We start from the raw sequence: 13,781 nt of genomic DNA, 5'->3' as shown, positions 1-13,781 counted from the left end.
CCTGCACCTTAGCGAAGCGAACCCGGCGAGGAAAGCGCCGCGCTCACGCCGCCCATTCGGCGACGTCGTCGCTTTCGCCGATCAGCGCCAGGCCGTGGGCGATGGAGAGCAGTTCGCCGCCGCTCTCGATCCTGCCCGCGTCGAAGCGGCGGGTGAAGATGCGCCGCACGGCGGGCACGAAGGAGGTGCCGCCGGTCAAAAACACCTTGTCGATGGCGTCAGGCGCCGTGTTGGTCTTCTCCAGCACCTCGTCGAGCGCGCCTTCGATGCGGGCGAGGTCCGGCGCGATCCAGTCTTCGAAATCGGCGCGCCTGACCGTCTTGTGGCCGGCGCTGCCGAGCGGCGGGAAGTGGAATTCTGCCTCGTCCGCCCCGGAAAGCGCCATCTTGGTCGCCGAGATGGCCTGATAGAGCGGATAGCCCTCGTCATGCTCGACGAGGTCGATGAAGAGCTCCAGCTTTTCCGGCTCGATCGCCGAGCGGACCAGCGACTTGAGATCGGTGAATTCCCGCGTCGTCTTGAAGATCGAAAGCTGGTTCCAGCGGGCGAAGTTGGCGTAGTAGCCGGAGGGCACCTCCAGGAGCTTGTCGAAGCTCTTGAAATAGGTGCCCTTGCCGATTTCCGGCGCCACGAGATGGCTGATCATGCGCGAATCGAAATGGTCGCCCGCAATGCCGACGCCCGAATGGCCGATCGGCGTTGCCGACAGTTGGCCGGCCTTGCGCTCGAAGCGGATCAGCGAATAGTCCGTCGTGCCGCCGCCGAAATCGGCGACCAGCACGGTGGCATCGCTCTTCAGCGTCTGCGCGAAATAATAGGCGGCCGCGACGGGCTCGTAGACATAGTGGATTTCCGGAAAGCCGAGCCGCGTCAGCGCCGCATTGTAGCGTTCGAGCGCCAGCGCCGGGTCCGGGCTTGCGCCGGCAAACTGCACCGGCCGCCCGGCAATCACCCGCGACACGTCGCCCGGCCATTCGTCGCCCGCATAGGTCTTCAGCCGGCGCAGGAAGATCTCCATCAGGTCGTCGAAGGCGTGCCGGCGCGCGAAGATCAGCGTGCCCTGAAACAGCGCGCTCGCCGCGAAGGTCTTGATCGATTGCAGGAAGCGGCAATCGCCGGGATTGTCGATGAACTGGCGGATCGCCGCCTGGCCCGCCTCGACCTTCAGCGCCTGCGCGCCGACCACCGGGTCCTTCATGAAGGAGAGCGCCGTGCGCATCGTGTCGGTGACGCCGACGCTGCTGGTGAAGCTCATCGATTGCGTGTCGCTGCCGCCCGTCGAAAGCGCCATGACCGTGTTCGTGGTGCCGAAATCAAGCCCGAGTGCCCGTGCCATCGCCGTGCCCCTATGATCGTCGAATTGTCTTGAAGCGAGGCATGAAGCCCGCGCGCGAAAAGGGCGCGTCAGCGCGCGCCCGGAATTGGGAGAGGGCGCCAGATGGCACAGGCCGGCGCCGATGGCAAGGGGAAGTGCCGCTCTTAGACCGAGCGCGCCGCTCCGCCGTCGCAGCGAACGAGGCTGCCGGTGACGTAGCTTGCCGGCACGCTGCACAGGAAGGCGGCGGTGGCGGCGAATTCCTCGACGGTGCCGTAGCGCCGTGCGGGAATGGCCTTTTCCGAGGCTGCGCGCACGTCATCCACGCTTTTGCCGCTGCGCTCCGCGGCGGCTGCGTCCAGGCTCTTCAAGCGGTCGGTCATGATGCTGCCGGGCAGCAGCATGTTGCTGGTGATGCCGTGTTGGGCAACTTCTGTCGCCAGCGTCTTCGACCAGCCGGCGAGCGCCGGGCGCAGCGTGTTGGAGAGCGCGAGGCCGGAAATCGGCTCGATGACGCCGGAGGAGGCGACGGTCAGGATACGGCCCCAGCCTTGCTGCTTCATGCCGGGCAGCAGCCGGTTGGTGAGGGTGATGATCCTCAGCACCATGGAATTGAAGTAGGTGACGAGCTTTTCCTCGCTCATGTCCTCGGTCGAGCCCGGCGTCGGCCCGCCGGAATTGTTGACGAGGATGTCGACGCCGCCGAGCTTGTCGGCAACGCCCTTCACGATGGTCTCGACGAAATTATCCTCGCCGAGATCCGCCTGCACCCAGTCCGCGCGGCCGAAACTGTCCGCATTGATCGCGTCGCAATTCGCCTGGAGCGTCTCGGCGCTGCGGCCGCAGAGCAGCACATGCGCACCTTCGCGGGCGAGCGCCACGGCGATGCCCTTGCCGAGGCCGCGGGAGGAGGCGAGGATGAGGGCGCGTTTGCCGGTAATTCCGAGATCCATGGTGATGTCCTTTGTTTCAGTCGGCGCGGTAGGGCACCTTGCCCGGATTGAACAGGTTTTTCGGGTCGAGCGCCGCCTTGATCGCCTGCGCCACGGCGCGGCGGGCGGCGTTGCCATAGGTCAGATAGGCACGGCGCTTCTCGGTTCCTACCCCGTGTTCGGCGGAAAAGCTGCCGCCGAATTCCGCAACACCCGTATAGACCGCATCCTCGATCGGCGCCTTCAGTGCGGCAGCCGTGACGCCCTCGCCGATGACGGAAAGGTGCAGGTTGCCGTCGGCGATATGGCCGTAGACATAGGCGTCGAAGCCGGGGTCGATGGCCTTCAGCCGCGCCCGCAGGCCCGCGACATAATCGTCGAGCGAACCGGGTGGCACCGAGACGTCGTAGGAGGGGGCGGCGGGAAAATGCCGGTACATGAAGTCGCCGTCCTCGCGCAGCGCCCAGAAGCGGCGCGCCTGGTCGAGCGAGGCGGCGACGATGCCGCTCGTCAGCCCGTGTTCCTCCCAGAGGCCCGCGAGACCCTCTTCCAGCGCCTCGCGCGCCTGCTCTTCGCTTTCGGCGGAAACCTCCATCAGCAGGATCGCCGGCGTGTCGTCCTCCAGCCAGCCGAGATCGAAACCCTTGTCGCCCGCGCTGTCGCGCAGGTAGCGCTGCCACATCAGTTCCGCGCCTTCGAGCTGCAAGGCCGGCTGGGCGCGGAAATGGGTGATGAGCGCAAGGGCTGAGGTCGCATCGCGAAGGCCGACGAGTGCTGTGGCGCGCATGGGGTTGAAGCTTTCGAGCTTGAGCACGGCGCGGGTGACGAAACCGTAGGCGCCTTCCGAGCCGATGAGGAGCTGCTTGATATCCGGCCCGGCGCTCACTTTCAGCACGCGGGTCAGGTCGCTGAACAGCGTGCCGTCCGGCATCACGGCCTCGATGCCGAGCACCTGGTGGCGCATCACGCCGTTGCGGAAGGCGAGGATGCCGCCGGCATTGGTGGCGATCATGCCGCCGATCGTGGCGCTGCCGCGCGCCGCAAGGTCGATGCCGGGAATGAGGCCGACTTCCGCCGTTGCCTCCTGCAACGCCTGCAGGGTGACGCCGGCGCCGACGGTGACGGTGCGGGCGAGCGGATCGATCGCCTTGATGCGGTTGAGCCGTGCGGTGGAGAGAATCAGTTCGCCCGGCCGGCTGATGCCGCCGCCGACAAGCCCGGTGCGCCCGCCCTGCGGCACGATCGGCACGTCGTTTTCGAGGCACCAGCGCACCACCGCCGCGGCGGCCTCCGGCGTTGCCGGCTCGACCAGCACGCCTGCGCCAAAATTGTCGCGATGTTCGCCGGGATGCCGGTTTGCCAGCCGTTCGCTTCCGACAAGGTGAAGATCTTCGCCGAAATTGTTCAAGTCGCGTTGCAGCGATCGGATAATCTCGCTCATGGCATGGATCCTCTGCCGGGTTGGCTGGCCGCGAATGCCTAGTCCGACAGGGAACCGGAATCAAGCGAGCAAGGCGGGACGCAATCGACAATCGATTGACGTTTACGTTAAAGTAAATAAACTTTCGACCCTGTCATGAGGTCATGCGCAAATGCGGGGAAAGTCTGTCGCAGAACGGCTCGACAAGGCTTGCGTCATTTGCCATGACAGGTGCCGACATGAGGCCGACCCGAGGGAATACCGTGGCTTTTGATGGGTTGCGGGTGGAGAAGACGGATGAGCGAAGCAATGGAACTCCCCGAACGCGAGAGCATGGAATTCGACGTTGTGATCGTCGGTGCGGGGCCGGCGGGCCTGGCGGCCGCGATCCGGCTGAAGCAGGTCAATCCTGACCTCACCGTCGTCGTGCTCGAAAAGGGCTCGGAAGTCGGCGCCCACATCCTCTCCGGCGCCGTCGTCGATCCGATCGGCATCGACCGCCTGCTGCCCGATTGGCGCGCCGATGACAGCCACCCCTTCAAGACCGAAGTGACGGACGACCATTTCCTGCTGCTGGGTCCTGCCGGCTCCGTGCGCCTGCCGAACTTCGCCATGCCGCCGCTGATGAACAACCACGGCAACTACATCGTCTCGCTCGGCAATGTCTGTCGGTGGCTGGCGACCAAGGCGGAAGAACTCGGCGTCGAGATCTATCCCGGCTTTGCCGCCACCGAAGTGCTCTACAATGACGAGGGCGCGGTGATCGGCGTCGCCACCGGCGACATGGGCATCGAGCGCAACGGCGAGCCCGGCCCGAATTTTACCCGCGGCATGGAGCTTCTCGGCAAATACACGCTGATCGGCGAAGGCGTGCGCGGCTCGCTCGCCAAGCAGCTCATCTCCAAATTCGATCTCCAGAAGGATCGCGAACCCCAGAAGTTCGGCATCGGCCTGAAGGAGCTCTGGCAGGTCAAGCCGGAGAACCACAAGCCCGGCCTCGTGCAGCACTCGTTCGGCTGGCCGCTCGGCATGAAGACCGGCGGCGGTTCCTTCCTCTATCACCTGGAAGACAATCTCGTCGCCGTCGGCTTCGTGGTGCACCTCAACTACAAGAACCCCTATCTCTACCCCTTCGAGGAATTCCAGCGCTTCAAGACGCATCCGGCGATCCGCGGCACCTTCGAAGGCGGCAAGCGGCTCTCCTATGGTGCGCGCGCCATCACCGAGGGCGGCTACCAGTCGGTGCCGAAACTGTCCTTCCCCGGCGGCGCGCTGATCGGCTGCTCGGCCGGCTTCGTCAACGTGCCGCGCATCAAGGGCAGCCACAATGCAGTGCTGTCCGGCATCCTCGCCGCCGAAAAGCTGGCGGATGCGATTGCCCATGGCCGCGCCAATGACGAGCCGATCGAGATCGAGCAGGGCTGGCGCGACAGCGCCATCGGGTCGGACCTGCGCAAGGTCAGGAACGTCAAGCCGCTGTGGTCGAAGCTCGGCACGGCGCTCGGCGTGGCGCTCGGTGGCCTCGACATGTGGACGAACACGCTGTTCGGCGGCTCGATCTTCGGCACGCTGAAACACGGCAAGACGGACGCCCAGTCGCTCGAACCGGCGGCAAAACACAAGCGCATCGACTATCCGAAGCCCGACGGTGTGCTGACCTTCGATCGTCTCTCCTCGGTCTTCCTGTCGAACACCAACCACGAGGAAGACCAGCCGGTCCACCTGCAGGTGAAGAACCCGGAGCTGCAGAAGACCTCCGAACTCGACGTCTATGCCGGCCCGTCCACCCGCTACTGTCCCGCCGGCGTCTACGAATGGGTGGAGAAGGACGGCAAGGACGTCTTCGTGATCAACGCGCAGAACTGCGTCCACTGCAAGACCTGCGACATCAAGGACCCCAACCAGAACATCAACTGGGTGCCGCCGCAGGGCGGCGAGGGGCCGGTCTATCCCAATATGTGAGCGACGTAGCGGATTGCTCTTCCCTCTCTTTCGTCATCCTCGGGCTTGACCCGAGGATCCACACTTCGCGGACAACCCTGCATTTGTGGCATGGATCCTCGGGTCGAGCCCGAGGATGACGGAGTGTGGAGCAAGGTTTCCGGACAGCCAGGGCCGCCCTCGCAAGGCGGCCTTTTTGTTGCCACGCTCGTTAATCGTTCCTGCAACCGCAGCGCGCCGCTTAACCGTCGATTAACCATAACCGCATAATTCTCAGCCCCGAGGATCATATATTCAAGGGGCTTTAACCATGTCGATTTCCCGCCGGGGATTCCTGCTCGGCGCATCCGCATTGCTCGCCGGCTGCGCGACGAACGGCACCAGCGACCGCGCCAATTACGGCGACCGGCTGGACGAGCGGCACCCGCTGAAGGCGATGCCGCTCGACAAGGTCAAGCCGGAGCTTCGCCGCCAGGAAGTCGCCTATGACACCCGTCATGCTGCCGGCACCGTCGTCGTCGATACGCCGGAGCGCCGTCTCTATTACGTGCTCGGCAATGGCCGGGCGATGCGCTACGGCATCGGTGTCGGCCGCCAGGGCTATTCGCTCGCCGGCGGTGCCATTATCGGCCGCAAGGCGGAATGGCCGACCTGGACGCCGACGCCGAACATGATCCGCCGCGATCCCGGCAAGAACCTGAAATATGCCAGCGGCGTGCCCGGCGGCCTCAACAACCCGCTCGGCGCCCGCGCCATCTACCTCTACCAGGGCGGCAACGACACCATGTTCCGCATCCACGGCACCAACCAGCCATGGTCGATCGGCCAGGCCATGTCGAGCGGCTGCGTGCGCATGCTCAACCACGACGTGATCGATCTTTACCAGCGCGTCGCGGTCGGCGGCCGCGTGCAGGTCATCCAGGGCCGCCGCGAGGCCTGATCGCGCCATGTCGCAACGGGAGAGGCCGGCACATGCCGGCTTTTTTCGTTTTGCGGTTTGAAAAAGCTGAATTGTATCATACCATTGCCCGCGTGATCCCCGGTTCGGACAAAGTCGGGCCGGTCTCGAAAAATTGACCCCTCCATGACGCATAGAGGTCAATGGCAGACGCATTCGTACCGGCATTCGACCGCGTAGCTGCAAAAGTCGAAGATGCGGTATCGCGAACATGCAGGGCTTTCGGCCGGCCTGTCGCGACAGACCCGCAGAGGATCACGGGCCCGGCGCCGGCGGTGCAGCGGGCCCTTGTCGGCACAATGACACCGCCGAAATGAGGGAACGGATATGAAACATCTTCTTGCTTCCACCTGCCTCGTCGCTGGCCTTTTCGCCATGACGGGTGCGGCGCGCGCCGAATGCGGCGACGTGACCATCGCCAGCATGAACTGGCAGAGCGCCGAGGTTCTCGCCGCACTCGACAAGTTCATCCTCACCGAAGGCTACGGCTGCAACGCCGAAGTCATCGTCGGCGACACGGTGCCGACCATCACCTCGATGATCGAGAAGGGCGAGCCGGATCTTGCGCCGGAAGGCTGGGTCGACCTGCTGCCCGACGTCGTCAACCGCGGCATCGAGGAAGGCAAGCTGATCGGTGCTGCCGTTGCCCTTTCCGACGCCGCCGTGCAGGGCTGGTGGATCCCGAAATACATCGCCGACGCCAACCCGGACATCAAGACGATCGACGACGCGCTGAAGCACCCCGAACTGTTCCCGGATCCGGAGGACAAGTCGAAGGGCGCCGTGCACAACGGCCCGCAGGGCTGGGGCGGCACGGTGGTGACCGGCCAGCTCTACAAGGCCTATGGCGGCGAAGGCGCGAACTTCACGCTGGTCGACACGGGCTCGGCCGCCGGCCTCGACGGCTCGATCGCCAAGGCCTACGAGCGCAAGTACGGCTGGGTCGGCTATTATTGGGCGCCGACGGCCCTTCTCGGCAAATACGAAATGGTGAAGCTCGAACACGGCGTTCCCTACGACGCCGCCGAGTGGAAGCGCTGCAACACGGTTGCCGATTGCGCAGACCCGAAGAAGAACGACTGGCCGAAGGACAAGGTCCAGACGCTGGTGACGAAAACCTTCTCCGAGCGCGCCGGCGCCGATGTCATGGGCTACCTGAACAAGCGTTCGTGGAGCAACGACACGGTCAACAAGCTGATGGCCTGGATGACCGACAACCAGGCGAGCGGCGACGATGGCGCCAAGCACTTCCTGGAAGAGAACGAAGCCCTCTGGAAGGACTGGGTCTCGCCGGAAGCCGCCGAAAAGATCAAGGCTGCTCTCTGATCACGCCATCGGGCGGCGCGTCCTCGGGCGCGCCGCCCTTCGTTTTAGCGCATGCCGTTGGCGCAAACCGATGCGCACATCCCGGCGACATGCATCAGGGTTGGCTTAAAGACCGGCACAGATTGGTCGAAGCCGGAAGGGGTTCGATATGGAATGGTTCACGAAATTTCCGACGATGGACGCGGGCACCCTTCGCGACCTCAAGAAGGTGATCGATGAAGGCTTTCGCGCCTTCACCCGCGCCTATGGCGACAGCATCGAAACCATTTTCGTGCCGTTGCAGCATTTTCTCATCTGGTCCGAGCGTTTCATGACGCGCACCCCCTGGCCGATCATCATCCTGCTGATCGCGGCCGTCGCGTGGTTCGCCAGCCGCAACTGGAAGATCGTCGCCGGTGCCGTCGGAACGCTGCTTGTCATCGGTTATTTCGACATGTGGGACGATACGATGAAGACGGTGTCGATGATCTTCGTCTGTACGGTCCTGTCGATCGTCATCGGCATCCCGATCGGCATCCTCATGTCGCGCTCGGATCGCTTGCAGGGTGTGATCAACCCGGTGCTCGACGTCATGCAGACCATGCCGAGTTTCGTCTACCTCATCCCGGTCGTCATGCTGCTCGGCATCGGCAAGGTGCCGGGGCTGATCGCGGTGGTCATCTACGCCATCCCGCCGATGATCCGCCTCACCAATCTCGGCATCCGCCTCGTCGACAAGGACGTGCTGGAGGCGGCCGACGCCTTCGGCTCGTCGAGTTGGCAGAAGCTGAAGAACGTGCAGATGCCGCTGGCGCTTCCCACCATCATGGCCGGTATCAACCAGACGATCATGATGGCGCTCGCCATGGTGGTCATCGCCTCGATGATCGGCGTGCAGGGCCTCGGCCAGCCGGTGCTGAAGGCGATCTCCAACCAGTATTTCACCCTCGGCATCTTCAACGGGCTGGCCATCGTCGGCATCGCGATCATCTTCGACCGCGTCAGCCAGGCCTTCGGCAAACGCCTGCAAAAACACCGCGAGATCATCCACGGCTGATTCGCGCGGACACGAAAAAGGGCGCCCCGGTGACAAGCCGCGGGCGCCCTTTTTGTTTTTGGACATCAGTGCTTGCGCGAGAACAATCCGGTCGAAAGCACCACGCCCGCACCGACGACCAGCGCCGCGGTGATTTCCGCCGCCCCAAAGCTTTCGCCGAGGAAGACCGCGCCGCCGAGCGTTGCCAGCACCGGCGTAATCGCGGTGAAGGCGGCGGCCTGGCTGCCGCCGAGCGCGCGGATGGCGGTGCCATAGGCGAAGGTGGCGATGAGGCCGGAGAGGATGCCCTGGCTCGTCACCTGGAGCGCGAGGTCGGAGAGCGAGGCCTGGCCGAGATGCGTGCCGTAGACGGCGGCGAGCACGAGATGGATCAGGAACGACCAGACGGCAATGAGGGCGGCACCCTCCAGCGCGCTCAGCCCCGAGCGGCGGAAGGCATGGGTGAAGCCGGCCCAGAGCACGGCGCCGAGCGGCAAAAGCACGAAACCGGTCATCGTCATGCCGCTCTTCTGCAGGCTGGCGGCCAAAAGGATCACGACACCGGCGACGATGGCGGCAAGACCGGCAAGGCGCATGCGGTCCGGCCGCTCGCCGAACAGCACGATGCCGATCAGCGCGGTCGCAAGCGGCATCGAGCCGCCCAGCAGGATGCCGCCGGGTGCGGCGGGCGTCACGTGCAGCGCCGCGGCCGTCACCTGGAAAAACAGCGCACCCGCGCCCGCCACCATAACGACGACGAGTTTCAGCGGCACATCCTTCGGCAGCAATCCGGTCTTCAGCCAGATCGGCGCGAGCAGGATGGCCGGCACGCCGTAGCGGATGAGGCCGATATCGACGGTGCTAAGCGGCGTTGCCGCGGTGTGGCGCGTCGCCAGCACCCAGGTCGCCCAGATCAGCACCGTGACGACCGCGCCGGCATAACCGGCGACCTGCGGATTGGATTTCCCTCCGGACGAAAGCGAGATCATGGCCATGGTAATTGTCCTTTCGGCGGTGGCTCAATTCATGGCCAGACTCTAGCGCCGGAGGCCGAGGCATGTCCTTGCGACTTATGCCTCCTGGACTATAGAATACGCAGGATCATGCCAAAATCGGCGAGGAAAGTTTCGAAAAATGCCAAATCTCGATAAATTCGATATCGCCATCCTGAAGGTGCTTCAGGAGGATGCGCGCGCGACGAATGTCGAAATCGCCGAGCGGGTGAACCTTTCGCCGTCGCCGTGCCTGCGCCGTATCCGCAACCTGGAGAAATCCGGCGTGCTGCGCGGCTACCGCGCCGATATCGACCGCAAGGAGGTCGGCCTCGGCCTCACCGTCTTCGTCGAGATCAAGGTGGGCCGGCACAGCAAGGAAAACGCCATGGCCCAGCAGGAGGCGCTGCTCGCCATTCCGGAAGTAGTGTCCTGCTTCCTGATTTCCGGCAATGCCGATTTCCTGGCGGAAGTGGTGGTCGAGGATCTCTCGGCCTACGAGCGGCTCCTGACCGAAACACTGCTCGCCATGCCCGGCGTCACCGATATCCGCTCCAATTTCGCGATCCGCAGCATCAAGACGGGCGGCCCCCTGAAGCTCCCGTCGATCTAACGCAAGAAAACCGCCCCGACGAGAGGCGTCGGGGCGGTTGGGACGGCCGGAGAGGCGGGGCCGTCCGGGGACGCCACCCCCGGAGAAGGGGCGACGCCCGACCTGTCGTCAATGCGCAGAGGCGACAGGCGCTTTCGCGGATTTCCAGGCGACGACCATCAGCGCGCCGATGACGGTGATGTGTTCCATCACCACGTAGAATTCGATCGTGCGTATCGGCTCCTGCATGGTCCAGAAATTATGTGCGATCGGGATGGTCAGCGCCGTGAAGACGGCGAGCATGCCGGCGCCGAGCCAGGTCCAGCGGTTGGCGATGATCAGCGCCGAGCCGACCAGTTGGGTGATGGCGACGGCGATGTTGAAACCCGTCGCCGGCTCCAGCCCGAAATGCGCCATCTCGGCGACGCCTGCGTTGAAATCAGCGAGTTTCGCGATGCCGGAGAGCCAGAACATCGAGGTGAGGATCGTGCGGGCGAGGAAGCCGAAGACGCGGCTGCCGGTAATGTTTTCGATGAGGGCGGACATTCTGGGGCTCCGATGGAATGCATGGGCTGCAGGGGAATTTGCGGGCTGCGATGACCTATGTCTAGCAGAGTTCAGGCGCGGTTTTGTCACCTTGGTAACAGGCCCGCACAAACGAAAGCGGCGCCCGAAGGGGCGCCGTCTGGTGGTTTCGATCCGGCCGGATCATTCCGCCGGGCAGACCGGCGTCGCTTCGCGATCGATCTTTTCCAGCGTCAGCGAGACGAGGAAGACGCCGAGGCCGATGACGGCCGTCGCGGCACCGACGAAACCCATCGAGCCGTAGCCGTAACCGCCGCTGATCGCCAGGCCGCCGAGCAGCGCGCCGAGCGCATTGGCGACATTGAAGGCCGAATGGTTGAGGGCGGCCGCGAGCGTCTGCGCATCGCCGGCGACATCCATCAGCCGCGTCTGGAGCGCCGGGCCGACGACGAAGCTGCACCCGATGAGGAAACAGCAGACGCCGAGCAGGACGGGGTTCTCGGCCGTCAGCGAGAGAGCGACCAGGACGAAGACATAAAGCGCCAGCGAGCAGCCGATGGTGCGCATCAGCGAAATGTCGGCGAGCTTGGCGCCGAAGATGTTGCCGACGATCATGCCGCAGCCGAAGATCGCCATGATGACCGGCACCATGTTGACGTTGAGACCGGCGACCTCGGTGACAATGGGCGAAATATAGGTGAAGACGGCGAACATGCCGCAAAACCCGGTGGCGGCGATGCCGAGCGTCAGCCAGACCTGCTTGCGCTTCAGGGCGCCGAGCTCGGTCAGCGCATTGATGCCCCTCGGCCGCTTGTCGCGCGGCAGGAAGAGGGCGATCAGCGCGACCGTCAAGAGCCCGGTGATGCCGACGGCGACGAACATGTACTGCCAGTCGAGCAACTGCCCGAAATAGGCGGCGAGCGGCGTGCCGATCAGCGTTGCAAGCGTAAGGCCGAGCATGACCTTGCCGACCGCCTGCGTGCGCTTGTTGACCGGCACCATGGAGGCGGCAACGAGCGCCGCGACCCCAAAATAGGCGCCGTGCGGCAGGCCGGAGAGGAAGCGGAACAGCATGAAGCTATGGAAGCTCGGCGCCACCGCGCTGGCAAGATTGCCGGCGGCGAAAAGCCCCATCAGCACCAAGAGCAGGTCGCGGCGGCGGAAGCGGGCGCCGATGACCGCGATGACCGGCGCGCCGACCACGACGCCGAGCGCATAGGCGCTGATGACGTAGCCCGCCTCGGCGGTCGTGACGCCGAACGTGCCGGCGACGTCAGGCAGAAGGCCCATGATGGCGAATTCGCCGGTGCCGATACCGAAACTGCCGACGGCGAGCGCCAGGATGATCAGGGTGACGGTGAGGCTGGAAAGCGGCGGCGGCCCGGAGGAGAGGACGGCATGGGGCAGGGGATGTTCGGACACGGGTGGCTCCGCAGGAATTGCTCAGGCGCGGCAAATCGGCGACAGACCCGGCAAGGGCGGCCACTCCTCCTGGCTGCTGATGCGGTTTGGTCCGGCCCGAAAGGCCACGATGGGGAAGGTATCGTCCAGCCGGCAGGCGTACTCCCGACGCAGGCGACCGGCGGCCAATATATCAGACCAAGCCGCGCTGCCTACTGCGAATTTTCACCCTCCCGCATTTGGCCGAAAGCACTTGCGCTCACGATTTATTGCACTCTGTTGCACGATCGCCTGTTAATCGCCGCTTTCTCGACTATTTAATGGATCGAAAATCACCCTTGGGCGTTTTCTCGGCCGAGATGCGGAGTATGCGAATGAGAGTGCAGGCGATATTCAACAAGGACGGGGGCACGTTTCGCACCACCGACATGGAGGCCTATGCCCGCCACGCGGAAAAGGTCTTTTCGGATGCGGGGCACCATCTCGATTGCGATATCGTCGAGGGGGCCGATATCGAGATGGCGCTGCGGCGCTGTTCGGATCGCACCGATCTCGATGCGATGCTCGCCGGCGGCGGCGACGGCACGGTGTCGGCCGCGGCCGGGCTTGCCTGGCAGAGCAAGATGCCGCTCGGCATCATTCCGGCCGGCACGATGAACCTTTTTGCCCGCTCGCTGAACATTCCGCTCGACATCTGGCAGGCGATCGATGCGCTGGCGGATGGCGATATTGCCGCCGCCGACATCGGCACGGCGGATGACCGCGCCTTCGTGCATCAGTTTTCCGCCGGCCTGCATGCCCGCATGGTCCGGTTGCGCAATACCATGACCTATCGCTCGCGCCTCGGGAAGATCGCGGCCAACACGCGCGCCGCCTTCGGCGTCATTCTGGATCCGCCGGAATTCGAAGTGGAGTTCAATCTCGATGGCGTCGAAGAGCACCGCAAGGTCTCCGCCATCAACGTCTCGAACAACCGGTTCGGCGAAAACGGCCTGCTCTATGCCGACGACCCGACCGGCGGCCATCTCGGTTTCTACACGACCAAGCCGCTGAAGCCCGCAGGCGTCGCCAAACTCGCCTTCGACATCCTGCGCGGAAAACTGCGCGAAAATGCCGACGTCATCGAAATGACCGGCACGGAAATCGACCTGCATTTCCCCAAGGTCGACCGCGCCATCAACTGCGTTATCGACGGCGAGCTGCTGCCGATGGACCGCGAAGTCTCGATCCGCCTGCATCCGGGTGAGTTGAAGGTGATGGTGCCGAAGGTGGCGGCAAGCACCGCGGCGACGAGCGAACCGGCGGCGGCTTGACGCGGCGTCGGCGAGGCACCCCCCTCTGCCCTGCCGGGCATCTCCCCCTCA

General features: G+C 64.5%; 12 protein-coding genes. 6 read left to right on the top strand and 6 right to left on the bottom strand.

Annotated elements, in window-relative coordinates; genetic code table 11:
- Positions 1-43: 43 nt before the first annotated feature.
- The 3 genes from VGN93_RS29945 to VGN93_RS29935 form a co-directional block, all read right to left on the bottom strand.
- On the bottom strand, positions 44-1,336 hold the full coding sequence (locus tag VGN93_RS29945; RefSeq protein ID WP_327510503.1) for an Hsp70 family protein: 1,293 nt from the start codon (positions 1,334-1,336) through the stop codon (positions 44-46).
- Positions 1,337-1,479: 143 nt separating this feature from the next.
- Positions 1,480-2,268 (bottom strand): SDR family oxidoreductase, encoded by a 789-nt coding sequence (locus VGN93_RS29940; RefSeq protein WP_327510502.1) that lies wholly within the window; start codon positions 2,266-2,268, stop codon positions 1,480-1,482.
- Between the two features lie 16 nt (positions 2,269-2,284).
- Entirely contained in the window at positions 2,285-3,688 is a 1,404-nt protein-coding gene (locus VGN93_RS29935; RefSeq protein ID WP_327510501.1) for an FAD-binding oxidoreductase, read from the bottom strand.
- Between the two features lie 276 nt (positions 3,689-3,964).
- Between VGN93_RS29935 and VGN93_RS29930 the strand changes: the two genes are divergently transcribed.
- From VGN93_RS29930 to VGN93_RS29915, 4 genes are all read left to right on the top strand, one after another.
- On the top strand, positions 3,965-5,629 hold the full coding sequence (locus VGN93_RS29930; protein WP_327510500.1) for an electron transfer flavoprotein-ubiquinone oxidoreductase: 1,665 nt from the start codon (positions 3,965-3,967) through the stop codon (positions 5,627-5,629).
- Positions 5,630-5,918: 289 nt separating this feature from the next.
- Positions 5,919-6,548 (top strand): L,D-transpeptidase, encoded by a 630-nt coding sequence (locus VGN93_RS29925; protein WP_327510499.1) that lies wholly within the window; start codon positions 5,919-5,921, stop codon positions 6,546-6,548.
- 345 nt (positions 6,549-6,893) lie between these two features.
- On the top strand, positions 6,894-7,892 hold the full coding sequence (locus VGN93_RS29920; protein WP_327510498.1) for an ABC transporter substrate-binding protein: 999 nt from the start codon (positions 6,894-6,896) through the stop codon (positions 7,890-7,892).
- Between the two features lie 148 nt (positions 7,893-8,040).
- The gene (locus VGN93_RS29915; RefSeq protein ID WP_319311144.1) at positions 8,041-8,928 is read left to right on the top strand and encodes a proline/glycine betaine ABC transporter permease; all 888 of its coding nucleotides are present in this window, start codon (positions 8,041-8,043) and stop codon (positions 8,926-8,928) included.
- A 65-nt stretch (positions 8,929-8,993) separates the two neighbouring features.
- Here VGN93_RS29915 and VGN93_RS29910 read toward each other — a convergent pair whose 3' ends face one another.
- The gene (locus VGN93_RS29910; protein ID WP_327510497.1) at positions 8,994-9,902 is read right to left on the bottom strand and encodes a DMT family transporter; all 909 of its coding nucleotides are present in this window, start codon (positions 9,900-9,902) and stop codon (positions 8,994-8,996) included.
- A 139-nt stretch (positions 9,903-10,041) separates the two neighbouring features.
- Here VGN93_RS29910 and VGN93_RS29905 point away from each other — a divergent pair, with 139 nt between their 5' ends.
- Positions 10,042-10,512 carry an Lrp/AsnC family transcriptional regulator gene (locus VGN93_RS29905; protein ID WP_319311150.1) on the top strand — a complete coding sequence of 157 codons (471 nt, stop codon included), beginning with the start codon at positions 10,042-10,044 and terminating at the stop codon, positions 10,510-10,512.
- Between the two features lie 108 nt (positions 10,513-10,620).
- Here VGN93_RS29905 and VGN93_RS29900 read toward each other — a convergent pair whose 3' ends face one another.
- Together VGN93_RS29900 and VGN93_RS29895 are read right to left on the bottom strand one after the other, a co-directional pair.
- Positions 10,621-11,037 carry a DoxX family protein gene (locus VGN93_RS29900; protein ID WP_327510496.1) on the bottom strand — a complete coding sequence of 139 codons (417 nt, stop codon included), beginning with the start codon at positions 11,035-11,037 and terminating at the stop codon, positions 10,621-10,623.
- A gap of 162 nt (positions 11,038-11,199) precedes the next feature.
- Entirely contained in the window at positions 11,200-12,438 is a 1,239-nt protein-coding gene (locus tag VGN93_RS29895; protein ID WP_327510495.1) for an MFS transporter, read from the bottom strand.
- A 353-nt stretch (positions 12,439-12,791) separates the two neighbouring features.
- Between VGN93_RS29895 and VGN93_RS29890 the strand changes: the two genes are divergently transcribed.
- The gene (locus tag VGN93_RS29890) at positions 12,792-13,730 is read left to right on the top strand and encodes a diacylglycerol kinase family protein (protein WP_327510494.1); all 939 of its coding nucleotides are present in this window, start codon (positions 12,792-12,794) and stop codon (positions 13,728-13,730) included.
- Positions 13,731-13,781 lie beyond the last annotated feature (51 nt).

Origin of the sequence: Shinella sp. (assembly GCF_035998705.1) — a bacterium.
Classification (GTDB): Bacteria; Pseudomonadota; Alphaproteobacteria; order Rhizobiales; family Rhizobiaceae; genus Shinella.
This window is presented reverse-complemented; position numbering and strand designations above follow the sequence as displayed.

Coding starts and splice junctions, on each gene's coding strand:
- VGN93_RS29890 (WP_327510494.1), top strand. CDS start 12,792: ATGAGAGTGCAGGCGATATTCAACAAGGACGGGGGCACGTTTCGCACC.
- VGN93_RS29925 (WP_327510499.1), top strand. CDS start 5,919: ATGTCGATTTCCCGCCGGGGATTCCTGCTCGGCGCATCCGCATTGCTC.
- VGN93_RS29900 (WP_327510496.1), bottom strand. CDS start 11,037: ATGTCCGCCCTCATCGAAAACATTACCGGCAGCCGCGTCTTCGGCTTC.
- VGN93_RS29905 (WP_319311150.1), top strand. CDS start 10,042: ATGCCAAATCTCGATAAATTCGATATCGCCATCCTGAAGGTGCTTCAG.
- VGN93_RS29920 (WP_327510498.1), top strand. CDS start 6,894: ATGAAACATCTTCTTGCTTCCACCTGCCTCGTCGCTGGCCTTTTCGCC.
- VGN93_RS29945 (WP_327510503.1), bottom strand. CDS start 1,336: ATGGCACGGGCACTCGGGCTTGATTTCGGCACCACGAACACGGTCATG.
- VGN93_RS29915 (WP_319311144.1), top strand. CDS start 8,041: ATGGAATGGTTCACGAAATTTCCGACGATGGACGCGGGCACCCTTCGC.
- VGN93_RS29935 (WP_327510501.1), bottom strand. CDS start 3,688: ATGAGCGAGATTATCCGATCGCTGCAACGCGACTTGAACAATTTCGGC.
- VGN93_RS29940 (WP_327510502.1), bottom strand. CDS start 2,268: ATGGATCTCGGAATTACCGGCAAACGCGCCCTCATCCTCGCCTCCTCC.
- VGN93_RS29930 (WP_327510500.1), top strand. CDS start 3,965: ATGAGCGAAGCAATGGAACTCCCCGAACGCGAGAGCATGGAATTCGAC.
- VGN93_RS29910 (WP_327510497.1), bottom strand. CDS start 9,902: ATGGCCATGATCTCGCTTTCGTCCGGAGGGAAATCCAATCCGCAGGTC.